We start from the raw sequence: 21,158 nt of genomic DNA on the forward strand, positions 1-21,158 counted from the left end.
AGGGGGCGCACCCAGTGGCCCGGCAAAGCCGGTTCCACGGGTGCCGCTGAGTCGAGCCAGTGCGACACCAACTCAACGAGGCTTTTCATGATTGCCGTTCTGCAACGCGTATCCATGGCCCGCGTCGAAGTGGCCGGCCGCACCACCGGCGAGATCGGCCCCGGCCTGCTCGTGCTCGTCTGCGCCGAGCCCACCGACACCGAAGCCACGGCCGACAAGATGCTCGCCAAGTGGCTCAAGCTCCGCATCTTCAGCGACCTGGACGTGGGAGGTAGCGGCAAGATGAACCGCAGCGTGCAAGACATCAACGGCGGCCTGCTCATCGTCAGCCAGTTCACCTTGGCGGCCGACACGGCCGGCGGCAACCGCCCCAGCTTCAGCGCCGCCGCGCCCGCCGAGCAAGGGCGGCGGCTTTACGACTACGTGCTGGCCTCCGCCCGCCGGCTGCACCCAGTCGTGGGTCAGGGCGAGTTTGGGGCGGACATGCAGGTTACGCTGGTCAATGATGGGCCGGTGACGATTCCGATGCGGGTGGGGTGAGGGAGTCAAGCTCCGATGGCCTGGCCAGCTGTTGTACTCCAACCGGGAGCGCCCAAGCGGTCTGCCGGCGGTGCAGCAATTGAGCTGATCGCTGCCGTTCGCGCAAGGCATCGCAGCTGGCATCTATAGGCCCTGCTGCGGCCCTTCGCGAGGTCGATTTCGCAGCCGGAAAGCCCTCGATCAAGGCTCGAGCCAAGCTGCACGCAGAGGTAGGCGCTGTAAGCCTGCCGTAGCGGGTCAGCTTGAGAGACGGGTAGTCGTCGCCTCTTATACGAACCAAGACAGTAGCACGGTTATGGAATGTATGAAGCCGTGGTGTCAAAGGTGATTCTATTTAGCACGGACCGCATGAAGCCGCCGACGGCTCGATGCCACATGAACGAATAGACGCGCTCATGTTCGTCCAAGAGTAAGACGGGCTCACCTGCCTGCCTGAATCCAGTCTCGGGATCCGTATATGTGTCGTGGCCGTAGCCGAAGTCGAACCAAAGTCCAGAATAGTTTCGATTGGCGGGGGCCTTTGCAGCATAGGTAAGGCGCCGCCGAGAGTCTCCATCAACATCCCAACAGTTTGCCTTGTAGTCCAGTCTACTTATCTCCTTCGGGTCATCACTCATTGCCGCAATTTCGCCTCCCGGCCCCGGAACTAGCGTGATTAGCCGGTTTAGAACTTGAAAGTTCTTTAGAGAACGACCGCCATCGGAGAAGTCGTGACACACAAAGCCAAAATTGTAGGCGACATTCGTCACAGATTGATTTCGACGGAGTTCTGTACTCATTAGCGAGAGCATCGACTCAAAGAGATTCTTTGCACCCGGAACGGCTGCGTGATACCAATGATGAAAAGTCTTCAGCAACACGCCGCGTTTCTCAAGAACAATACGATTGTTGTAGCACTGAACGTGAAAATCATAAATGTCATCATCGTATTGAACCGAAAAATAGTCTGTTCCAGTTCTCTGCTCAAGACGGTCCTCTGAAAAGAACTCGGCCGATCTCAACAGGCGACTGGCGTCGTCATGCAAACGATCATGCAGCAGTGTTCTGAGTTTCTGATTCTCCCAGTCAGCAATCGGTGGAAAGTATGCTGTTAGCGAGAAGCTGTTTATATTTCGAACCTGGTATGGGAATGCGCCTTGCTTATCTTGGGCGTCCCAAGAGGGAATGTTGAGATTTGTTGGCATAGAATTAGTCCTTGTAGTCGAGAACGGCTTCCGTGACTTCTATGATTGCTTCGCACGCGTCTTCAAACGCATAGGCCTTTCTAGAAAGTGCAGGAAAGACAATTTGCTGAAGTGCTCGAGCACCCATTTGAACTGCGGCTGCTCGTCGAGCAACAGCTTGCATGAAACCATCTGAAAATACCAGTTGCTTTCCGAGTTGTTCAAAATGCGCCTTCCATACGAGCAAAGGGGAGGTCTGTTCGTGCTGGAGAATCCTGAGAAGCGCATCTTCAGCAAGCAATTCATACTGGATGATTGCCGGCAATCTGGCGACCATCTCTGGCATAAAACCAAAGTTTACAACGTCGTCTGCGACGAGTGTCTTCTTAGGGGCAGAACGAAGAAGGCTAGCAACCTCGGGACGCCGCTTGCGTATGTTTTCCGGACCGTCAATGCCTACAAATGCTCCTCCGACAAGTACCAAGAGACCCCTAGTGACTGCTCCTGGCTGAGATCCGTACTGACCTTCAACAAACTTGAGTAGCATTCTCTGGACATCGCTCTTCCATTGGCGATTCGGATCATCCGGACGGATGGCAAGTTTGTCAAACTCATCGAAGAAAACAATCGCCTTTTTTGGCAGGTTGGAAGGGCTAGGCGATGTCGAATCAGCATATTCCTGTGTCGCGGCGTAACGACTCTCAGATATTAACTCGTCGAGGCGCTCGTTGACCCATTCCACTGTATTGCCGTTGCGCGCGCCAGACGGCACAAGTGTGGTTGAGTCAACAACCAGGAATGGAATGTTTAGAAAATTGCTAGCCACTTGTATTGAGAATGTCTTACCCGATCCAGTTGGGCCGACGATTAGACCGTTTGGGGGCGCAAGCAACGGATATTTGCTAGCATTCCAAGACAAGTGCATCGATAGCAAAAGACTGAGCCGCTCCTTGGCTTCTATTTGACCAACAACCATCGTGTCAAGCTCGGCCTTTATCAGGGCCGCACGAATATTCGTTGCCATGGCACTCATGAAGCCTTTGCCTCCCCGTTGTTGCTCCGAAGTTTGTTTCGTATTTCTTTTAGTTCCTGCTGAAGGGTAATGAGTTCCGAGAGCCGTTCGATCAGCTCATCTTGGTTCTTTCGCAGCGCAGGGTTAGATGCTGCTGTCACTCTGATGCTATCAATCAGTGCGTGTAGTTGAGTTTCTGCTACTGGAACCTCTGTAATAGCGGGATTTAGTTGGGTGATTGCAAGCCGATGTTCAGCGATAATTGCTCTTGTGCTTTGGAGATGAGTAGCAAGAGCTAGCTGATAAATTTGACTTGTCGCCAGCGCTTGCTGTTGCGTGTTTCTCATTTCGGTGAGCGTCGCGTCTGTGTGCTGCTTCCACGCTGTGTATGCCACGCCGATAAGAGCGATACCTGAAAAGAGGGAGGTTGCCGGCCCGAATGAATCGCCCAGCTTTCCCGCTTCGTCCCAAGAGCCTAGCAATACCCGGGCGACGACAGGAGGAGCCATCCACAACAGAATCAGGACGACCAATGCAATGATTGGAATGCGCGGCCGCTGCGTGGGGATCGCCGCTGGTTGCGTTACTTCTGTCACCTTGAATGCTCCTATTCTCAGAATGAGTTGGGCGCCATTTGGCGAGTGGTGCGACGTCTAACGTGTTGTAGAAGGATCATTAACGATCCGCACAACATTTTCCGAATGCCTAGACGCGCAAACAAGGACGCTCATCAACTACAGAACTTGCCGGAGGCAACGAACATCGCAAGCCAGAAAGCGACGTCGGCCAACGACATACCGGAGTTGCCGCGCGATCCTCGGCAGCCCTTCGATTGGACGTTCTCGTGTGGCAGGTTGTCTTGGTCGTTGCACTTTGAACCGAGCCCTCAGGATGTGCGCTGGCTTGGAGCGAGTATGACGCGCCATGCAAAGGGAAATGGTCCCGATGTTGGGCCGAAAGCATTGGCGCTAACCCTGCTAGCGTGCGCACCCCAAGGCGCCCAAAAGGCTGCGCCCAAGTGGATGTTGGCCGCACTATCCTGTGGCTTTTGTGCGAGCCGTGCCGCCTGGTCACGGAGCAAGCATGGCCATCGACCAGATGCAGTACCCCGAAGATTCAGAAGACAGCGATCACACGCCTGCGGAGCGTGCGGCGGCGGCCTCGCGCAGCACCTGGGTCAGCGTGCTGGTGAACCTGGTGCTGACCAGCGTGCAGATCCTGGCCGGTGTGCTGACCAAGTCGCAGGGCCTGATCGCGGATGGTGTGCATTCGCTGTCGGACCTGGTTGCCGACTTCGTGGTGCTGCTGGCCAACCACCATAGCCAGAAGGACGCCGACGAGGACCACCCCTACGGGCATCGCCGCTACGAGACGGCGGCCTCGCTGGTGCTCGGGCTGCTGCTGCTCGGCGTGGGCCTGGGCATGCTGTGGTCGGCGGTGGTCAAGCTGGAGCAGCCGGAGGCAATCCCGCAGGTGCACATGGCCGCGCTGTGGGTGGCGCTGGGCGCCCTGACGGCCAAGGAGCTGCTGTTCCGCTACATGCTGGCGGTGGCCAAGCGGGTCAAGTCCAGCATGCTGGTGGCCAATGCCTGGCACGCGCGCTCGGATGCCGCGTCGTCGCTGGTGGTGGGGCTGGGCATCATCGGCAACCTCGCTGGCTACCCCATCCTCGACCCCATCGCAGCGGCCATCGTGGGCTTCATGGTGACGCGCATGGGCTGGGGGTTTGGCTGGGATGCCCTGCACGACCTGATGGACCGCGCGGTGGACGATGACGAAGTGGCCGCCATCCGCCAGACCTTGGCAGAGACGCCCGGCATCCAGGGCGTGCACGACCTGCGCACGCGCAAGATGGGCGACATGGTGGTGGTGGATGCGCACATCGAGGTGGACGCCACGCTCAGCGTCGAAGCCGGGCATGACATCGCGGTCGAAGCCCGCCGCCGCGTGATGCAACGCCACCGGGTGCTGAACCTGATGACCCATGTGGACCCCTGGCGCCGCCCCGACGGCGACCATGAGAAGGTCCCGTCCGCAGCGCAGGGCTGAGCCACGATGGACAAGCGCAGCGGGCTGAGCACGCCTGAGGCCGAGGCCCGGCTGCGCCGCGATGGCCCGAACGAGCTGCCGGCCGCCGCCCAATCGGGCGCCGCGCTGCTGCTGTGGGAAGTCTTGCGCGAGCCGATGTTCCTGCTGCTCGTGGCCTGCGGCGCCATCTACCTGGCGCTGGGCGACCGCAATGAAGCCTTGATGCTGCTCGGCTTTGTGCTGGTGGTCATCGTGATGACCTTTGTGCAGAAGCGCCGCAGCCAGGCGGCGCTGGAGGCGCTGCGCGACCTCTCCAGCCCGCGCGCGCTGGTGATGCGCGATGGCAAGCCGGTGCGCGTGCCGGGCAAGACCCTGGTGGCGGGCGACCTCGTCTTGCTGGCCGAGGGCGACCGCGTGCCGGCCGACATCGAGCTGCTGGAGGCCAGCTACCTGACGGTGGATGAGTCGCTGCTGACGGGCGAGTCCCAGCCGGTGTTGAAGCAGGCCCGCGCGGCCAACGACACCGAGGCTGCAACTGCGGACCAGCGCTGCTATTCAGGCTCGCTGGTGACGCAGGGCACCGCGCAAGGCTGCGTGGTGGCAACCGGCCCGCGCAGCGCGCTGGGCCGCATCGGCGCATCGCTGGGCAGCATCGCCATGGACGAGACGCCCATCCAGCGCGAGACCGGGCGCATCGTCCAGCGCCTGGCGCTGGCCGGCGCCTCGATCGCCCTCGTGCTGGCCCTGGGCTGGGCGCTCAGCCGTGGTGACTGGCTGACCGGCCTGCTGGCCGGCCTCACGCTGGCCATGGCCATCCTGCCCGAGGAGCTGCCGGTGGTGCTGACCATCTTCCTCGGCCTGGGTGCCTGGCGCCTGGCGCGTGAACAGGTGCTGACGCGCCGCATCCCGGCCGTCGAGCTGCTGGGCGCAACCACCGTGCTCTGCGTGGACAAGACCGGCACGCTGACGCGCAACCAGATGGAGGTGCGCCGCCTGTGGGTGGACGGTGCCAGCTTTGAGCTGGCGGACCAGGCCGTTGACGCGATGGCGCATGCCTTCCATCCGGTGCTGGAGTACGCGGTGCTGTCCAGCCACCGGCGTGCCTTTGACCCGATGGAGGCGGCCATCGGCGCTGCCGGCCAGCGCTGGCTGCAGGGCTCTGAGCACCTGCATGCCGACTGGACCCTGGTGTCCGACTACCCGCTGTCGCGCGAGCTGCTGGCGATGTCGCGGGTCTGGCGCTCGCCCGACCAGCGCGAGCTGCTGGTGGCCGCCAAGGGCGCGCCGGAGGCCATCGTCGACCTCTGCCACCTGCCCGCGTCACAGCGGCAGCACATCGCGGAGCAGGTGGCCGCCCTGGCGGCCGATGGCCTGCGCGTGCTGGGCGTGGCGCGCGCCGTGTTCGCGGCCAAGGCCCTGCCCCCCATCCAGCACGACTTCGACTTCGAGTTCGTCGGCCTGGTCGCGCTGGAAGACCCGGTGCGGGCCGACGTACCTGCCGCCATCGCCGAATGCCGCGCCGCCGGCATCCGCGTTGCCATGATCACCGGCGACCATCCCGCCACCGCACTGGCCATCGCCCGGCAGGCCGGGCTGCAGGTGCAGGGCGGCCCCCTCAGCGGGACGGAGCTGGACACGCTGGACGATGCAGCCCTCGCGGAGCGCCTGCGCGACACCCAGGTGTTCTGTCGCGTGCGGCCCGAGCAGAAGCTGCGCCTGGTGCAGGCGTTCCGGGCGCGGGGTGACGTGGTGGCGATGACGGGCGATGGCGTGAACGACGCCCCGGCGCTCAAGGCGGCGCACATCGGTGTGGCCATGGGCGGGCGCGGCACCGACGTGGCACGCGAGGCGGCCGACCTGGTGCTGCTGAACGACGACTTCGGCTCGCTGGTGACCACCATCCGCTACGGCCGCCGCGTCTTTGCCAACCTGCGCAAGGCCATCACCTTTGTGCTGGCCGCGCACCTGCCCATCATCGGCCTGGCCCTGGCACCGCTGCTGATGGGCTGGCCGCTGATCCTGATGCCCGCGCACATCCTGTTCCTGCAGCTCGTCATCGACCCCGCCTGCTCCATCGTCTTCGAGGCCGAGGCCCTGGAGCCCGGCGCCATGCACCAGCCACCGCGCCCGCCGCAGGCCCGGCTGTTCGACGCGGCCCTGGTGCAGCTCGGGCTGGCACAAGGCGTCGGCCTGCTGGCGACCGTGCTGGCCGGCTACCTGCTCGGCGTGCAGCAGGGTGGCAGTGACGATGCGGGGCGCACGGTGGCCTTTGCCGTGCTGGTGCTGGGCAATCTGGGCCTGATCCAGGCCAACCGGTCCTGGGCAGCCCGCGGCGCTGCGCCGCGCGCCGTGAATGCCGCCTTCCGGTGGATCGTGCTGGGCACGGGCGTGCTGCTCGCGCTGGCGCTCGGGGTTGGGCAGGTCGCCGCGCTGTTCAAGTTCAGCGCGGCGTCGGCAGCGCTGCTGGCGCTGATCGCCGCGCTCGCCGTGGCGAGCTGGGCCTGGTGCACCGCCACGGTCAGGCTGCTGCGGCAACGGCGCTGAAGCTCAGTCGTCGTCATCATGGTGGTGGCCGCGCCGCTCGCCCTGCGTTGCGATGGCGCCGCCCGCATCACCCTGCATGGTCTGCCAGCCGATGAAGCCCAAGTAGGTCGCCAGCACCAGCATGGCCAGCCAGCGGCGGTTGGCCTTGACCAGGTCGGGGCCCGGGCCAGGCAAGCGGCCGGTCAGCATCGGCGTGGCTAGGTTGCGGCGGTGCCGGATCGACAGCAGCAGGATGAGCCCGAGGTGGGCCATCACCAGGGCCAGCGCCGAGTTGGCAAAGAGCTCGTGGACCTCTTCCATGGCGTCTTCCAGCCCCAGCCATTCGACATAGCCGGCATAGCCTGACAGCACCAGCGGTGCCGCCACCACCAGCAAGAGCAGCATCGCCGCGCCCATGCCCAGCGTGGCAGCGCGGGGCAGGTCCACACGCCCGGCGCGGGCGTTGCGCAGCCAGTCGCCCAGCCCCGCCACACGGTGCCACAGCAGGGACAGGCGCGCCTGACGCGGGCCGATGAGGCCATAGACCAGGCGGAACAGCAGCAGGCCGCCGAAGGCACAGCCCAGGGTCACGTGCACGTCGCGCCAGCGCTCGGACTCGGCCGTGAGCCAGGCGCCCGCAAAGCTCAGCGCAAAGAGCCAATGGAAGGCCCGCATGGGCGCGTCGATCATCAAGCGCGCGGGACGCACCGGCTGGGTGGGCCGGGCCGTGCCAGCACCGTCCGGCGTGGCAGAGATGGAAGGGGTAGTGGTCGTCATGAGGTGCTCCTTGAATCGGCTTCAGTCGCCCCAGGCCGCGCGCTGGCGGGCACTGAGGCCATCGGGCATGCGCAGCGCGTGTTCGCTGTACTGGCCCTGGTCGGCCCGGGTGTGGCAAGCCATGCAGTTGGCGGCCGAGCGGACGCTGGGCAGACGCCAGGTTGCCGGCTCGATCTGGCGGTGCTTGCGCTCGAACCTGGCGCTGCGGGTGATGCGGTCTTCGGGCGGCGCTGCTGACTGCCGCCGGTCGGCGTTGTCCTGCAGCCAGCGGCTCAGTTGCTGGAGGTCCTGCGGGTCCAGCGAGGCGTCGGTGCCGTAGTGCCGATCGAGCCCGCCCATCAGCCGCGCCCAGGACGCCGCCGGCAGCAGCCGCGGCGCATAGGCCACGTGGCAGGCCGCGCACTCCTGGACATAGGCCTTGGGCCAGACGACGCGGGACCGGCCCTCGTGGTCATCGGCCTGGCAGGCCAGGCTCAACGAGAGCGCCAACAGGGCTAGTGCTGTCCGGGAGAAAGGGGTGGTGAGTTTCATGAGCATCTCCTTCGTTCAACGCAGGGTCTGCAGCCAGGCCAGCACGTCGGCCTTCTCGCCGGGCGTGCATTCGCGCTGGGCCACGTCTTTGCAATTGCGGCGAAACCATTTCTCCACGCGGCGCTCGTCGGTGAAGGCCTTGGGGTTGAAGGCGGGGGCCAGGGCGTCGATGGACTTCGCCGTCACGGCATGCCGCCCCGCGCTGGTGGGGCGCTGGCCGTGGCAGGACGCGCAGGACCACTCGCCCCCCTGGCGGCTGGTGAAGAAGGCCTGCCCGCGCTCGGCCCGGGCCGGGGCGCCGGCCGCTGCTTCGTAGCCCGCCAGCAGCTGGGCCGGCGTGGTGCTCTGGGCGTGCGCCGGTGCCGCCAGCGCGGCTGCGGTGAGCAAAAGGGTGAGGGTGAGCTTGATGGGCATGGTCTTCCTTGGGGTTGACGGTGCCATCATCGAAAGCCGTGCTTGAACCTTTGCTGAACCCCTCGTTCATCCGCCGTTCAGCTTGGCCGCCCGACACTTGCACCATGAAGGCACCCTGCTGGTCCTGCGCCCTGCCCTACGTTGCTGCACTTTGCGTGGGCGCCGGCGTGGCCCTGCACGCCCAGGCGGACGACCGGCGCGACCACGACCGCGATCACGACCGGGCACGTGCGGCACTCAAGGCCGGCGAGGTGCTGCCCCTGCAGGAGGTGCTGGACAAGGTGCAGCGCAGCCACCCGGGCGAGGTCCTGGAGGTGGAGCTGGAACGCGAGGCTGGCCGCTGGGTCTATGAGCTCAAGCTGCTGCAGAGCGGTGGCCGGCTGCTGCGCCTGGACGTGGACGCCAAGACGGCCGCCGTGCTCAGAAGCCGGGCTCGGCACGCGCCCACGCTTGAAGGCAAGGCGGCGTCGGCCGCCAGTCCGGAGCCGCGGCCATGAGGGTGTTGCTGGTCGAGGACGAGGCCGTGCTGCGGTCGCAGCTGCGGCAGTTGCTGGAGCAGTCGGGCTACGCCATCGACGAGGCGGCAGACGGCCCCTCGGCCCTGCACCTCGGCGCCACCGAGCCCTACGACGCCGTGGTGCTGGACCTGGGCCTGCCCTTGCTGGACGGCCTGTCGGTGCTGCAGCGCTGGCGGGCCCAGGGGCTGGGCATGCCGGTGTTGATCCTGACCGCGCGCGACAGCTGGCACGAGAAGGTGGCCGGCATCGACGCAGGCGCCGACGACTACCTGGCCAAGCCGTTCCACACCGAGGAGCTGCTCGCCCGCCTGCGTGCCCTGGTGCGCCGCTCGCACGGCCTGGCGTCGCCGCTGCTCCAGCAGGGCGACATCACGCTGGACACGCGCACCGGCACGGTCACGCTCAAGGGCGTCACCGTCAACCTCACGGCCCACGAGTACCGGCTGCTGGCCTACCTGATGCATCGCGCGGGCGAGGTGGTCTCGCGCAGCGAGCTGGTTGAGCACCTGTACGCGCAGGACTTTGACCGCGACTCCAACACCGTGGAGGTGTTTGTGGCCCGGCTGCGGCGCAAGCTTGGGGCCGACCTGATCGAGACCGTGCGCGGCATGGGCTACCGGCTGGTGCCGGCCGCGTGATCGCCATCGCTTTGCGCTGACATGGCCGCTCTCAAGCTCCGCTCGCTGCGCCGCCGTTTGCTGGTGGTGACGCTGCTGACGGCGGGCCTGACGCTGGTGGCCTCAGGCCTGCTGCTGTCGGCCTTGTTCCGCGAGCATGTGCGGCAGCAGTTCATCGAGCGGCTGACGGCCGACCTGGACCAGGTGCTGGCCCGGCTGGAGGTGGACCCGCAGGGGCTGCCCAGCGTCGACGCTGCAAAGCTCTCCGACCCGCGCTGGACGCGGCCGCACTCGGGCCTGTACTGGCAGGTCGACGGTGCCGGCGCCGATGGCAAGCCCGGCCTGCTGCGCTCACGGTCGCTCTGGGATGAAGACCTGGCCGCGCCGCAGGACATGCCGGGCCAAGGGGAGCTGCATGTCCATCAGGTGGTGAGCCAGCGCGGCGAGCCGCTGCTGCTCATCGAGCGCAGCTTGCAGGCCGATGGCGCCGCCGGCCCCTGGCGTGTGATGGTGGCCGCCAGCACCGACCCGCTGGCGCGCGCCGCCGAACGGTTTGACAAGGCGCTGGCCGGTGCGCTGCTGATCCTGCTGCTGTTGCTGTGCACCGGGGCGGCGCTGCAGGTCACGCTGGGGCTGGCGCCGCTGGGCCGGCTGCGCTTGGCGCTGGCGGCGCTGCGGGACGGGCAGACGCAGCGCCTCGAAGGTCGCTACCCGAGCGAGGTCCAGCCGCTGGTGGACGACCTCAACGCCCTGCTCGATCGCCAGGCCTCGACGCTGGAGCGCGCCCGGGCTCAGGCGGGCAATCTCGCGCATGCGCTGAAGACACCGCTCACCATCCTTGGCCAGGGCGCCACGCAGGCGAGTGCCTCTGACACGGCGCGCGCCGAGCTGCCCGCCCTGGTGCTGGACCAGGTGCAGGTGGCACGCCGGCATATCGACTGGCACCTGGCACGTGCGCGCGCCGCAGCGGCCCAGGGCTCGGGCGGTCTGCGCACGCCCTTGCAGCCGGTCGCCGAGGGGTTGGTTCGCGTCATGCAGAAGGTGCACGCCGGCAGGCATCTGTCGATCCGGGCCGACGTCGATGCACGGCTGGCGTTTGCCGGCGAGTCCCAGGACCTGCAGGAGATGCTGGGCAATCTGCTGGACAACGCCTGCAAGGCGGCCCGCTCACAGGTGCTCGTCAGCGCCATGCAGACCGGGCGCCACTTGCGCGTGACCGTTGACGACGACGGCCCCGGCATCCCGACAGACCAGATGGCCCAGGCGCTGGCGCGCGGCCACCGGCTTGATGAAACCACGCCCGGCAGCGGGCTGGGCCTGGCCATCGTGCAGGAGCTGGCCACCTTGTACGAGGGGACGGTGGAGCTGGGTGTCAGCGCACTGGGCGGCCTGCTGGTGCTGCTGGTGCTGCCTGCGGCCTGAGGCCATCACGGGGCCGGCCTGGAGAGCGTTCGCGTCGCCGATGGCGCCATCGGCGAGACTCCGGGCCGTATGGAAATGATCGAGATCCTGTCCTTCTGCAGCGCGGCGCTGGCGTCCTTTGTGGCCTTGCCGCTGCTGCTCCGGGTGCGTGTGGGTGTGCAGGGCGGTGCGCCGCAGATGTGGCTGGGCGCCTTCATGCTGGCGGTGGCGATGCTGTCGGTGTCGAGCACCTACTGGTATCACATGCAGCCGGCGCTGTTCGGGTTGCTGGACTGGCCGGTGGCCGTGCTGGGGCCCTGCTTCTACTTCTATGTGCGGCGCATGGTGGGGCTGGGGACGGGGCGCTGGCCGTGGCTGCACTTTGTGCCGCTGGGGGTGCTGGCGGGCCTGCTGCTGTGGGCGCATGGGGATCTGCGCGAGCGAGCGTGGCGCTTCGACAGCATCTTGATGGCCTACGAGCTGGTGGCCACTGCGTATGCGCTGGTGGCAGCGGTGCGGCTGCACACCTACCGGCGCCGGCTGGAGCAAAGCTTCTCGTCGCTGAGGGGGCGCGACCTGCTGTGGCTGAGCTGGTTGTGCGTGGTGGTGGTGCTGATCTTGACGATCTGCGTGCTGACGAGCCTGGCGGGGGGCATCTGGATCTGGCTGCTGATGGTGCTGCGGCTGGCCGTCGTCTACGTGGTGGGCTGGTATGGGCTGCGCCAGGGGGCGATTGCGCTGCCGAGCGAGATGGTGGAGCCGGCGGCGACAGTCCCGGCCGCCCAGGCCGAGGCAGAGACGGCAGCGCCCGTGACTCCGGACGCGCCGGAGGCCGACGCCGCCACGCCCGCCACACCCGCCACACCCGCCAGTACGACCGCCGAGGTCGCCGAGACGGAAAAGTACGCCCGCTCGGGCATGACCGCCGCCGCCGAGGCCCTGATCGGCCAGCGCCTGGCGCAGCGCATGCAAACCCAGCGCGACCATCTGGAGAGCGACCTGACCCTGGCCGAGCTCGCCGGGCGCATTGGCACCTCGCCGCAATTGCTGTCGCAGTACCTGAACCACCGGCTGGGCCTGAGCTTCTTTGACTACGTGAACGGGCTGCGGGTGGCCGAGGTGCAGGCCCTGCTGGCCGACCCGGCGCGCGCCAAGACGCCGGTGCTGGACCTGGCCTTTGAGGCGGGGTTCAACAGCAAGTCCACCTTCAACGCCGCGTTCCGCCGGGTGTGCGGGATGACGCCGTCGGAATGGCGGCGCCGGCCGCCAACCTCGCCCGAGGGGGTGGGTGCTCCGGCAAATCCCTGATTCAGCGTGCGGGCCGATCCGCTCGGACGCCCGCCACCCCCGTCCTCGCAAGACTGCGGCCGCAGTGCTGCGCCACCCCCGGGCGCGGCCCAAGCCAATAGAGGACGAGACAGGCATGCAGATTTCCAAACTGGGCGCAACGACGGCCGTTGCCCTGACCCTGGCCGCCTGCGGCGGCGGTGGCAGCAGCACGATCACCGACCCACCCGTACCGGCGCCCACGCCAGCGCCGGCACCGGCGCCAACCCCGGCTCCTACACCGGCCCCCACCCCCGCCCCGACCCCGGCGCCTGAACCCGCGCCGGCACCGACGCCCGCCCCAACACCCGCTCCAACGCCGGCCCCGTCACCCGATCCCACGTCCTTCGCCATCAACTCCTTGAGCTTTGCGGCCAATACGGTGATGCCCAGCAAGTACACCTGCAATGGCGGCGAGACCAGCCCGAACCTGCAATGGACCATCAGCTCGGACGCGGTCAAGGGCTTTGCGCTGATCATGGAAGACCCGGACGCCGTGCCCATCGTCGGCTATGCCTATGTGCACTGGAACGTGTTCGGCATCCCGGCCACGGCGCGGGAGCTGGCCGAGGGCGCCTCGCGCAAGAGCATGCCGGCCGGCAGCGTGGAGGGTCTCAACGACGACCGCGTGGCCCGCTACTCGGGGCCCTGCCCGCCGTCTGGCAATGGCACCCACCACTACAGCTTCACGCTCTACGCGCTGAACACCAATGCGCTGGGCATCGACACCTCCCGGCCCTGGCGCAAGGCTGACTTTGAGCGCCTCTACCTCAGCTCCATCGTGCAGAAGGTGGAGATGCAGGCCACCTTCAGCCGCTGAAACCGCTGAACGCCACGATGCCCGCCCCAACGATGACACCCCGCCATCGCCCCCACCCACGGCGGCGCGAGGCCACGCTCTGGCTCTCGCTGCTGGCGGGGTGCGGGGGCGGCAGCAGCGCCAACGCACCCACGCCGACGCCCACCACCCCGCCATCGACCAGCACCGGCAACGGTATCGGCACGATGGCGGATCAACTGGGCACCGCCCTGGCCACCGCCGCGCCCGACCAGCCCGGCGTCAGCGTGCTGGTGATGCAGGACGGCGTCGAGACCTACAGCGCCCAGCGCGGCATGGCCAACACCCTCACGCGCACGCCAGTCAGCCGCAGCACGGGCTTCCGGCTCGCCTCGGTGAGCAAGCCCTTCACGGCGGTGGCGGTGATGCAGCTCGTCGAGCAAGGCCGGCTCACGCTGGCCGACTCCATCCTCGACCACCTGCCCGAGCTGCCCGCGAACTGGCGGCCCATCACCCTGGAGCACCTGCTGTCGCACCAGTCGGGCATCGTCGACATCTTCAATGACTTCTGGACCCCGGCCGTCTTCAACAACATGACGCTGGACGGCCTGCTGACCTACCTGTCCACCTCGCAGCGCACGCTGGAGTTCGCGCCCGGCACCCGGGGCGACTACAGCAACACTGGCTTCATGCTGCTGGCCAAGATCGTCGAGCGGCGCACGGGCAAGCGCTTTGGCCAGCACATGGCCGAAGCCGTCTTCCAGCCCGCCGGCATGCTGGGCAGCTACATCAACGACGAGTTCCAGCCCATCAAGCCCGGTGACGCCCTCAACCACGGCGATCGCACCACCTTCTACGGCTTCACCACCTACTTCAAAGGCTCGATGGCGCAGGTCAGTTCGGCCGACGACTTTCTGCATTTCTTCCAAGCCCTGCTGGCCGGCCGCCTCGTCAAACCCGAGACCCTGGCCGACATGTGGCGCCGCCGGGCCGTGCTCGTTGGCGGCGGCGCGATGGGGCTTGGCTTTTTCTTGACCGCCAATGGCGTGACCCACCAGGGCGAATGGGACAGCTTCTACACCGTGATGAGCATCGACACGCAGCGCAAACGTGCCTGGACGGTGCTCACCAACTCAGGCGCAATCGGCCACAGCCAGGTGACCGAGATCGATCGCATCGTCAGCCGGGCGCCCTGAAAATGCCGGGCCCCCTCTCCACGGCGCACCGGCATGCTCCCCATCGCCCTGATCGACTCCACCGACGGCCTCACCCCCACGCTCGACCGCCCGCGCCCTGACCGCCTGGTCAGCGGCAACCCGCTGCGCAAGACCTGGGTGCTGCACGAGGCCGGGCCGGTAACCGCCGGCGTGTGGGAGTGCGAGGTGGGCCGCTGGCGCATCGTCTTCCCGCCCGAGCGGCAGGAGTACTTTCACGTCCTCTCAGGCCGCGTGCGCCTGCATGGGCCGCAGGGCGCCACCGACATCGGCCCCGGCCAGGGCGGCGTGATCCCGCCGGGGTTTGAGGGCGAGTTCGAGGTGCTGGAGCCGGTGCGCAAGCAGTTTGTGTTGGTGGACACCGCTGCTCAGTAACGCGCCGGCACAAACATCTCGGCCGGCACCGGGTGGCGCACGTAGTCGTCGTGGCGCTCACGCTCGGGCAACGCGATCTCCGTGCGCTCGACCTCGTGGTACGGGAACTGGTCGAGCAGGTGCTGGATGCAGTTGAGCCGCGCGCGCTTCTTGTCGTCGGCCTGGACCACCCACCACGGGGCCTCGGGGATGTGGGTGCGCTCCAACATGCTCTCCTTGGCGCCGGTGTAGTCCTCCCAGCGGCGGCGGGACTCCAGGTCCATGGGCGAGAGCTTCCACTGCTTGAGCGGATCGTGGATGCGACCGAGGAAGCGCACGTGCTGCTCGTCGTCGCTGATCGAGAACCAGTACTTGATGAGAGTGATGCCCGAGCGCACCAGCATGCGCTCAAACTCAGGGACCGAGCGGAAGAACTCCTCGACCTCGTCCTCGGTGCAAAAGCCCATCACGCGCTCGACGCCAGCGCGGTTGTACCAACTGCGGTCGAACAGCACGATCTCGCCACCCGCCGGCAGGTGCGGCACGTAGCGTTGGAAGTACCACTGCGTGCGCTCGCGGTCGTTGGGTGCGGGCAGCGCCACCACGCGGCAGACGCGCGGGTTGAGCCGCTGGGTGATGCGCTTGATGGCGCCGCCTTTGCCGGCAGCGTCGCGCCCCTCGAAGAGGATCACGACCTTTTGCTTGGTGTGCGCGACCCAGTCCTGCAGCTTGACCAGCTCGCGCTGCAGCCGGAAGAGCTGCTTGAAGTAGGTCAGGCGCTGAGACTGCGCCGCCTCGTCAGCCGGGCCGTCCAGGCCCCGCAGCGCCTCGTCGACGCTGCGGTCCTCGATCTCCATCTCCAGCTCTTCGTCATAGCCGTCGAGTAGGTCGCGGCGGATGCGTGCGTGGAGGCTTGGTTCGGTGGGGTCGCTCATGCCGGGCATGGTGAACGCCCGGCATGACGGTTTGTTGAACGCTCAGCGGGCGACGGCACCCGTCACGTACCCGCTCTCGGGCGGCCCCAGGTAGCTGGGCTTCAAGCCACCGGCGTCGATGACCAGCTTGTGCAGCACGACGCCGGGCTCCAGCACCCAGAACTTGAGCACATGGGCGCCTGGGGCGCTGACCTCGTGGCGGGTCTGGAAGGTGGCGGCCGAGTTGGAGACATTGCGCTCCCACTCGCGGCTGCCGTCGCCCACACCGCCGGCGGCGTGCATGTTGACGATCTGCAGCGGGCCGTCGTCGATGGAGACGGCAAAGCGCAGGCCGTTGGCAGGCCAGTCGGGCTGGAACTTGAGCGTGGGCGCGACCGTGGTGTGCACGGTCAGCTTGCCGCTGCTCGTCAGGTTGACCGGGTACTCCAGGCGCATGGTGGCGGCCTTGGGGTCGGCCGGTGCGGGCACGTCCACCGGCAAGGGGGTCATGCCGTCACCGGTGCGGCTGTGGCCGGGCAGGCGCATCCAGCGGCGGCCGGCCGGGGCCACCTGGCGCGCATGGCTGGCCGCCTCGATGGCGACGACGCCACGGCTTTCCACAAAGCCTTCGGGCAGCGGGGCTGCGGGCTTGCGCACGGGCACGGCCAGGCGCACCGCCGGGCCGCCCTCGGGCTCGACGATCACCATGCCCGTGCTCTCGCCCGCAGGCACCTTGGCCCAATCGGCCGAGACCTCGATGCGCTGCTGCAGCAGCACCGGGTCGCCGAGCTTGCCGGTGGCGGCTGAGAGTTGCAGCCAGGGCTGCTCCGCCTGGACGCTGAAGCGCAGCGGTCGGTCGCCACGGTTGAAGACCTCGAAGTAGCTCTTCTGCCCGCTGAAAGGGTCCAGCATCGGCAGCCTCACGGGCTTTGGCAGGCCCCAGGCATCGGCCGGTTGTTCGGTGCCTTCGATACCCAGGCCCATGAACGCGCCCGCGCGTGGCTGCACTTCGGACACGGCCGGCATGATGTTGAGCGGCGGCTCGTTCCAGAAGAAATAGCCCAGGTGGGTCTGGTCCATGAAGTGGTTCCACTTGCCGCCTTGAAGCTCGTGATAGCGGCGCGTGAGGGCGGCGTCGTCGGCAAACAGGTCGCGCGCCTTGGCGGCCTGGGCATTGGTGCTGGTGCGGCCCTGGCGGGCGTAGAGCCGGTTGAGCGCGGCGGTGACGTGCAGCTCGGTGACGATGCGGCCGGCCTCGATGGGATGCTCGACGAGCTGGAAGAAGGCGTCCTGCGCGCCCTGGGGCAGCTTGGCGCGCAGGGCCTTGGCCTCGCGGGCGAGTTGCTGGTACTCGGCCACCACGCGCTCGGCTTCGCGCTCGTTCACGAGGCTGTAGGTCTCGGGCGCCAGCAGCTCGGGCTTGCGGCGGTGGTTGGCGCGCGTGGTGCGCTGCACGATGTCGGCCAGGGCTTCAGCCTGCGCGGCGCCAAAGTCACGCGCCGCCCAGGCACGCAGGAAGCCATCGGGCGTGGGCCAGCGGCCGGGGTTCCAGGCGTAGTTGAGGAAGAAGTCGATGGGGATCTCCATCGGCTTCAGGTCGCCCACGTTGACGACCCACTGCTTGGTGGCGCCGTACTGCCAGGCCAGGTGCATCTGCTCCCAGACCTTGGCGACGGGGGTGACGTTGATCCACTTGTAGTTGCGCGGGCCACCCACGTAGTCGAAGTGGTAGTACACGCCGGCGCCGCCGCTGCGGGCGCGCTCGTCCTTGGTGGGCAGGCGGCGGATATTGCCCCAGTTGTCGTCGGCCCAGAGCAGGGTGACGCCGTCGGGCACGCGCATGCCCTTCTCGTAGTAGTCCTGCACCTCCTTGTAGAGGGCCCAGACCTGCATGGCGGATTTGGCGTCGGGCTCTTTCTCGATCAGCTTGCGCTGGTCGGCCACGATGCGCTCCAACAGCGCGACATTGGCGTCGCGGCTCATGGGCTCGTCGCCGTCGCCGCGCATGCCGAGCGTGAAGGCACGCTCGGTGCCGCGCGATTGCGCGAGGCCCCCTTGCCAGAACTCGCGCAGCCGCTCGGCATTGCGGTTGTAGTCCCAGGGGCCACCGCCCGCGTCGGCCCACTCGCGGTGGGCGCGCATGAGCGGCTCGTGGTGTGAGGTGCCGATCACGACGCCGAACTCCTCGGCCAGTGCGCCGTTCTTGGGGTCGTCGGCAAAGAAGGCCGAGCCCCACATGGCCGGCCAGATGAAGTTGCCGCGCAGGCGCAGGATCAGCTCGAAGACATGCGCGTAGAACTTGCTGTTGTAGCCGCCGAACTTCTCCTTGCTCCAGCCCGTGAGCGCAGGCGCTTCGTCGTTGAGGAAGATGCCGCGGTAGCGCACCACGGGCGCGTCCTGCACGCGCGTGCCGGCGGGCACATAGAGCGCGGGGCGCTGCGTGACGGGCACGTCGGCCCACCAGTACCAGGGCGAGACGCCGATCTGCTCGGACAGCTCGTAGACGCCGTAGACGGTGCCACGCCGGTCACTGCCGACGATGACCAGCGCCCGCTCGACGCCCGGCAGCGGCCGCGCGACGGTGGCGATCTGCCAGCCCTCCCACTGGCCCTTGAGGCCGCGCACGTCGAGCTTGCCGCTGGCAACGAGGGCGTCGATCAGGGCGCTTTTGCCCAGGGTGCCGACGAGGATCAGGTCCTGCCCTTGCGGGGCGGCCGTGGCTTGCAGCGCAGGGCGCGTGCGGGTGACGCGCTCGACGTCGGCCTGCAGGTCGGCCACGGCGCGGCGCACAGCAGGCTCATCAGCGGCGTCCACCGCGATGCCGCCGGTGAGCGAGACGCCGTTCTTGACGGGCTGGAACTGCACAAAGGGCGCGAGGCCCAGGGCGCTGGCGGCCGTGCCGGCCAGGCTGAGAACGAGGGCGGCCAGCAGGCGTTGGATCGTCATGAACCGGCTCCTCAGCGTGCGGCCCAGCGGCAGCTGCGCAGGGCGTCCAGCGGCACGGCGTCGGCCAGCTTCTTGAGGCCGGCCATGCTGGGGTGCAGGCCGTCGTTGTCGGACTCGGGCGCAAGGCGGTCGGGGCGCGCGGGGTCACGCACGGCGGCGTCAAAGTCGGCCACGGCGTCGAACACGCCTGACTTGCGGATCCAGTCGTTCAGCGCCTGGCGGTCGGCCTCGTTGGCGGGGCTGGGGCGGTAGTAGTCGCTGCCGGCATAGGGCGTGACGGTGGCGCCGATCAGGCACACGCCCTGGTCGTGCGCGCGGGCGGCCAGCTGCGTGTGGGCGAGCTTGAGGTCGGCCAGCATGCGGGCGCGGGCATCGGGCGTGTCGTCACCATTGCGGCGCTGGCTGCCCATGTCATTGACGCCGATGAAGACGAGCGCGTGGCTCACGCCGGGGCGCATCAGCACATCGCGCTCAAAGCGGCTGACGAGGGCCGGGCCCAGGCCCTCGCGCAGCATGCGGCCACCGCCGATGCCGGCATTGACCACGCCAATCTGCGAGAGGCCCGCCTCGCGCAGCCGGGTGGCGACGCCATCGGTCCAGCGCAGATGGGTGTCGGCCTTGACGCCATAGCCGTCGGTGATCGAGTCGCCGATGGCGACAAAGCTGCGGCTGCCCTTGGGCGCCAGCACTTCCAGCCCCGTGATGAAGACCCAGCGCTCGGCCGTGCGCGGGTTGGCCCAAGTAGTGTCCAGCACCTTGTTGCCGGGCAGCATGAAGGTGGTGGCGCGCGAGCCGGCATGGCCCGTCACGCGGTGCGGCTCACCGAGGAAGTGCAGGCTGATGGCGACGTCGGCACCGGCCGCGATGGCCAAGGGCACGGGGTCGCTCAGGTACTCGGCCCCGGCCGGGATCATCACGGCCGTCTCGCCGTTGAAGGTCAGCGGGTAGACGCTGCCGGGCACCAGGTCGGGCTTGCCATTGGCGGCCACCAGGCCCACGGATGCGGCATTGATCTGCAGCGGCGTGGGGCCATGCGCGTTGCTCAGCCGCACCCGCACTTGGCGCCCCGGTGCCGAGGCCCGCACCAGCTGGCGGATGCTGCCGTCACGCCAGGCATCGGCCGGCAAGGCCTGGTCGGGCGAGGGCGTCAGCTGCGCCGTGCCCCAGCTGGCCACCCAGCGTTCGGACTGGGCCAGCGCGGCGTGGCTGGCAAGAAGGCCCAGCAGGGTGGCGGCGAGGACGGCGCGGGCAGCACGCAGGGGCGGCACAGGATGGAAGGGCTTCATGGCGGTTTCTCGGGGCGTGGAATGGCGCATCGGTGCGCGGAAGGGTGTAGTTGTACGACAACCGATGAGCCATCGTATCGAGGCCGCGTAAAGCCCACGCAAAGCCCCCACCGGCCCAGCGATGAATTCTCAGCAGCGGGGCTGCTAGAAACTGGATCCTGGCTGCTTGAGGAACTCGATTTCCTCGTCGCTCGACGCCCGCCCCAGCACGGCATTGCGGTGCGGGTAGCGCCCGAAGCGGTCCACGATGGCCTTGTGGCGGCGCTCGAAGTCGAGGTTGCCTGGCGCGTGGGCGGCGAAGAGGCCCAGCGCCTCCTCATGCACGGCGCGCGATTCGCTGTGCATGAAGGGCATCAGCAGGAAGGGCCGCTCGGCGTCGTTCAGCTGCGCCAGCGCGCCGCCAGCCACAGCCTCCTGGGCCAGCACCAGGGCCATGCCGTCCTGGGCAAAGGCGAGCAGCGTGCCCCGGCCGAGGTTGCGCGAGAACTGGTCCAGCACCAAGATCTCGGCCAGCCGACCGTGGGCGCCGGCCTGCCGCCAGGCCCATAGCTCGCCCGCAGCAGCGCTGGCGTGCAGGCCGCCGAAGCGACTGCGGATCAAGGCGTCAAAGGCGGGGTCGGCCGACCACCACTGAGCTGGCTTGATCTCTTGGAACCAGAAGTCGAGGACGGCTTGGTGCATGTCAACGGGTGAGGCCGGGTGTGGGCGCGTCATGCCTGGCCGCTTGCAGGCTGCCAGGCCTTCGTCAGGCGTCAGGCAAGACGCAGGTCTTGCCTTCGGTCCTGCCTCAGTCCCCTTGCAGGGCGCGTTCGCCAT

At 67.5% G+C, this 21,158-nt stretch carries 20 protein-coding genes; 10 read left to right on the forward strand and 10 right to left on the reverse strand.

Features of this window, described 5'->3' with window-relative positions:
* Positions 1-87: 87 nt before the first annotated feature.
* Positions 88-540, forward strand: coding sequence for a D-aminoacyl-tRNA deacylase (gene dtd / locus ABDJ85_RS09675; RefSeq protein ID WP_347704549.1), 453 nt, complete (start codon positions 88-90; stop codon positions 538-540).
* Positions 541-833: 293 nt separating this feature from the next.
* Here dtd and ABDJ85_RS09680 read toward each other — a convergent pair whose 3' ends face one another.
* The 3 genes from ABDJ85_RS09680 to ABDJ85_RS09690 are packed head-to-tail and all read right to left on the reverse strand — an operon-like array spanning position 834 to position 3,311.
* A complete protein-coding gene (locus tag ABDJ85_RS09680; RefSeq protein ID WP_347704550.1) occupies positions 834-1,724 on the reverse strand; it encodes a hypothetical protein in 891 nt (296 codons plus the stop codon).
* Between the two features lie 4 nt (positions 1,725-1,728).
* Positions 1,729-2,736 (reverse strand): AAA family ATPase, encoded by a 1,008-nt coding sequence (locus ABDJ85_RS09685; RefSeq protein WP_347704551.1) that lies wholly within the window; start codon positions 2,734-2,736, stop codon positions 1,729-1,731.
* The gene (locus ABDJ85_RS09690) at positions 2,733-3,311 is read right to left on the reverse strand and encodes a hypothetical protein (RefSeq protein WP_347704552.1); all 579 of its coding nucleotides are present in this window, start codon (positions 3,309-3,311) and stop codon (positions 2,733-2,735) included. Before ABDJ85_RS09690 ends, ABDJ85_RS09685 begins: the two co-directional genes overlap by 4 nt.
* Before the next feature lie 487 nt (positions 3,312-3,798).
* Between ABDJ85_RS09690 and ABDJ85_RS09695 the strand changes: the two genes are divergently transcribed.
* Entirely contained in the window at positions 3,799-4,764 is a 966-nt protein-coding gene (locus tag ABDJ85_RS09695) for a cation diffusion facilitator family transporter (protein WP_430765527.1), read from the forward strand.
* Between the two features lie 6 nt (positions 4,765-4,770).
* Positions 4,771-7,287, forward strand: coding sequence for a cation-translocating P-type ATPase (locus tag ABDJ85_RS09700; protein WP_347704553.1), 2,517 nt, complete (start codon positions 4,771-4,773; stop codon positions 7,285-7,287).
* Positions 7,288-7,290: 3 nt separating this feature from the next.
* Here the strand turns inward: ABDJ85_RS09700 and ABDJ85_RS09705 are convergent, their stop codons facing one another.
* The 3 genes from ABDJ85_RS09705 to ABDJ85_RS09715 are packed head-to-tail and all read right to left on the reverse strand — an operon-like array spanning position 7,291 to position 8,988.
* Positions 7,291-8,043, reverse strand: coding sequence for a cytochrome b/b6 domain-containing protein (locus ABDJ85_RS09705; RefSeq protein WP_347704554.1), 753 nt, complete (start codon positions 8,041-8,043; stop codon positions 7,291-7,293).
* 21 nt (positions 8,044-8,064) lie between these two features.
* Positions 8,065-8,580 carry a diheme cytochrome c gene (locus tag ABDJ85_RS09710; RefSeq protein ID WP_430765528.1) on the reverse strand — a complete coding sequence of 172 codons (516 nt, stop codon included), beginning with the start codon at positions 8,578-8,580 and terminating at the stop codon, positions 8,065-8,067.
* A gap of 9 nt (positions 8,581-8,589) precedes the next feature.
* On the reverse strand, positions 8,590-8,988 hold the full coding sequence (locus ABDJ85_RS09715; protein ID WP_347704556.1) for a DUF1924 domain-containing protein: 399 nt from the start codon (positions 8,986-8,988) through the stop codon (positions 8,590-8,592).
* A gap of 104 nt (positions 8,989-9,092) precedes the next feature.
* On the opposite strand from ABDJ85_RS09715, the gene ABDJ85_RS09720 reads away from it, so the two are divergent.
* The 7 genes from ABDJ85_RS09720 to ABDJ85_RS09750 all read left to right on the forward strand — a co-directional run bounded on the left by ABDJ85_RS09720 (position 9,093) and on the right by ABDJ85_RS09750 (position 15,217).
* On the forward strand, positions 9,093-9,485 hold the full coding sequence (locus ABDJ85_RS09720) for a PepSY domain-containing protein (RefSeq protein WP_347704557.1): 393 nt from the start codon (positions 9,093-9,095) through the stop codon (positions 9,483-9,485).
* Positions 9,482-10,144: a response regulator gene (locus ABDJ85_RS09725; protein ID WP_347704558.1), complete on the forward strand. Its 663-nt coding sequence runs from the start codon at positions 9,482-9,484 to the stop codon at positions 10,142-10,144. The genes ABDJ85_RS09720 and ABDJ85_RS09725 overlap by 4 nt, the downstream gene beginning before the upstream one ends.
* Before the next feature lie 21 nt (positions 10,145-10,165).
* Entirely contained in the window at positions 10,166-11,545 is a 1,380-nt protein-coding gene (locus ABDJ85_RS09730) for a sensor histidine kinase (RefSeq protein WP_347704559.1), read from the forward strand.
* A 69-nt stretch (positions 11,546-11,614) separates the two neighbouring features.
* A complete protein-coding gene (locus ABDJ85_RS09735; protein WP_347704560.1) occupies positions 11,615-12,832 on the forward strand; it encodes a helix-turn-helix domain-containing protein in 1,218 nt (405 codons plus the stop codon).
* A gap of 115 nt (positions 12,833-12,947) precedes the next feature.
* Positions 12,948-13,670 carry a YbhB/YbcL family Raf kinase inhibitor-like protein gene (locus tag ABDJ85_RS09740; RefSeq protein ID WP_347704561.1) on the forward strand — a complete coding sequence of 241 codons (723 nt, stop codon included), beginning with the start codon at positions 12,948-12,950 and terminating at the stop codon, positions 13,668-13,670.
* Positions 13,671-13,702: 32 nt separating this feature from the next.
* A complete protein-coding gene (locus tag ABDJ85_RS09745; RefSeq protein WP_347704562.1) occupies positions 13,703-14,824 on the forward strand; it encodes a serine hydrolase domain-containing protein in 1,122 nt (373 codons plus the stop codon).
* Positions 14,825-14,857: 33 nt separating this feature from the next.
* Entirely contained in the window at positions 14,858-15,217 is a 360-nt protein-coding gene (locus ABDJ85_RS09750) for a cupin domain-containing protein (protein ID WP_347704563.1), read from the forward strand.
* On the opposite strand, the gene ppk2 is transcribed toward ABDJ85_RS09750, so the two are convergent.
* The 4 genes from ppk2 to ABDJ85_RS09770 all read right to left on the reverse strand — a co-directional run bounded on the left by ppk2 (position 15,211) and on the right by ABDJ85_RS09770 (position 21,023).
* Positions 15,211-16,140, reverse strand: a complete 930-nt coding sequence (ppk2, locus tag ABDJ85_RS09755; protein WP_347704564.1) for a polyphosphate kinase 2 — start codon at positions 16,138-16,140, stop codon at positions 15,211-15,213. The two genes, ABDJ85_RS09750 and ppk2, sit on opposite strands and share 7 nt — an antisense overlap.
* Positions 16,141-16,173: 33 nt before the next feature.
* Entirely contained in the window at positions 16,174-19,056 is a 2,883-nt protein-coding gene (locus ABDJ85_RS09760; RefSeq protein WP_347704565.1) for a glycosyl hydrolase 115 family protein, read from the reverse strand.
* Positions 19,057-19,067: 11 nt separating this feature from the next.
* A complete protein-coding gene (locus tag ABDJ85_RS09765) occupies positions 19,068-20,342 on the reverse strand; it encodes an SGNH/GDSL hydrolase family protein (RefSeq protein ID WP_347704566.1) in 1,275 nt (424 codons plus the stop codon).
* A 144-nt stretch (positions 20,343-20,486) separates the two neighbouring features.
* Positions 20,487-21,023 carry a DUF924 family protein gene (locus ABDJ85_RS09770; RefSeq protein ID WP_347704567.1) on the reverse strand — a complete coding sequence of 179 codons (537 nt, stop codon included), beginning with the start codon at positions 21,021-21,023 and terminating at the stop codon, positions 20,487-20,489.
* Positions 21,024-21,158: the final 135 nt, after the last annotated feature.

The organism is Roseateles paludis, from assembly GCF_039872745.1.
Classification (GTDB): Bacteria; Pseudomonadota; Gammaproteobacteria; order Burkholderiales; family Burkholderiaceae_C; genus Pelomonas; species Pelomonas paludis.

Coding starts and splice junctions, on each gene's coding strand:
- dtd (WP_347704549.1), top strand. CDS start 88: ATGATTGCCGTTCTGCAACGCGTATCCATGGCCCGCGTCGAAGTGGCC.
- ABDJ85_RS09680 (WP_347704550.1), bottom strand. CDS start 1,724: ATGCCAACAAATCTCAACATTCCCTCTTGGGACGCCCAAGATAAGCAA.
- ABDJ85_RS09685 (WP_347704551.1), bottom strand. CDS start 2,736: ATGAGTGCCATGGCAACGAATATTCGTGCGGCCCTGATAAAGGCCGAG.
- ABDJ85_RS09695 (WP_430765527.1), top strand. CDS start 3,799: ATGGCCATCGACCAGATGCAGTACCCCGAAGATTCAGAAGACAGCGAT.
- ABDJ85_RS09700 (WP_347704553.1), top strand. CDS start 4,771: ATGGACAAGCGCAGCGGGCTGAGCACGCCTGAGGCCGAGGCCCGGCTG.
- ABDJ85_RS09705 (WP_347704554.1), bottom strand. CDS start 8,043: ATGACGACCACTACCCCTTCCATCTCTGCCACGCCGGACGGTGCTGGC.
- ABDJ85_RS09710 (WP_430765528.1), bottom strand. CDS start 8,580: ATGCTCATGAAACTCACCACCCCTTTCTCCCGGACAGCACTAGCCCTG.
- ABDJ85_RS09715 (WP_347704556.1), bottom strand. CDS start 8,988: ATGCCCATCAAGCTCACCCTCACCCTTTTGCTCACCGCAGCCGCGCTG.
- ABDJ85_RS09720 (WP_347704557.1), top strand. CDS start 9,093: ATGAAGGCACCCTGCTGGTCCTGCGCCCTGCCCTACGTTGCTGCACTT.
- ABDJ85_RS09725 (WP_347704558.1), top strand. CDS start 9,482: ATGAGGGTGTTGCTGGTCGAGGACGAGGCCGTGCTGCGGTCGCAGCTG.
- ABDJ85_RS09730 (WP_347704559.1), top strand. CDS start 10,166: ATGGCCGCTCTCAAGCTCCGCTCGCTGCGCCGCCGTTTGCTGGTGGTG.
- ABDJ85_RS09735 (WP_347704560.1), top strand. CDS start 11,615: ATGGAAATGATCGAGATCCTGTCCTTCTGCAGCGCGGCGCTGGCGTCC.
- ABDJ85_RS09740 (WP_347704561.1), top strand. CDS start 12,948: ATGCAGATTTCCAAACTGGGCGCAACGACGGCCGTTGCCCTGACCCTG.
- ABDJ85_RS09745 (WP_347704562.1), top strand. CDS start 13,703: ATGACACCCCGCCATCGCCCCCACCCACGGCGGCGCGAGGCCACGCTC.
- ABDJ85_RS09750 (WP_347704563.1), top strand. CDS start 14,858: ATGCTCCCCATCGCCCTGATCGACTCCACCGACGGCCTCACCCCCACG.
- ppk2 (WP_347704564.1), bottom strand. CDS start 16,140: ATGCCCGGCATGAGCGACCCCACCGAACCAAGCCTCCACGCACGCATC.
- ABDJ85_RS09760 (WP_347704565.1), bottom strand. CDS start 19,056: ATGACGATCCAACGCCTGCTGGCCGCCCTCGTTCTCAGCCTGGCCGGC.
- ABDJ85_RS09765 (WP_347704566.1), bottom strand. CDS start 20,342: ATGAAGCCCTTCCATCCTGTGCCGCCCCTGCGTGCTGCCCGCGCCGTC.
- ABDJ85_RS09770 (WP_347704567.1), bottom strand. CDS start 21,023: ATGCACCAAGCCGTCCTCGACTTCTGGTTCCAAGAGATCAAGCCAGCT.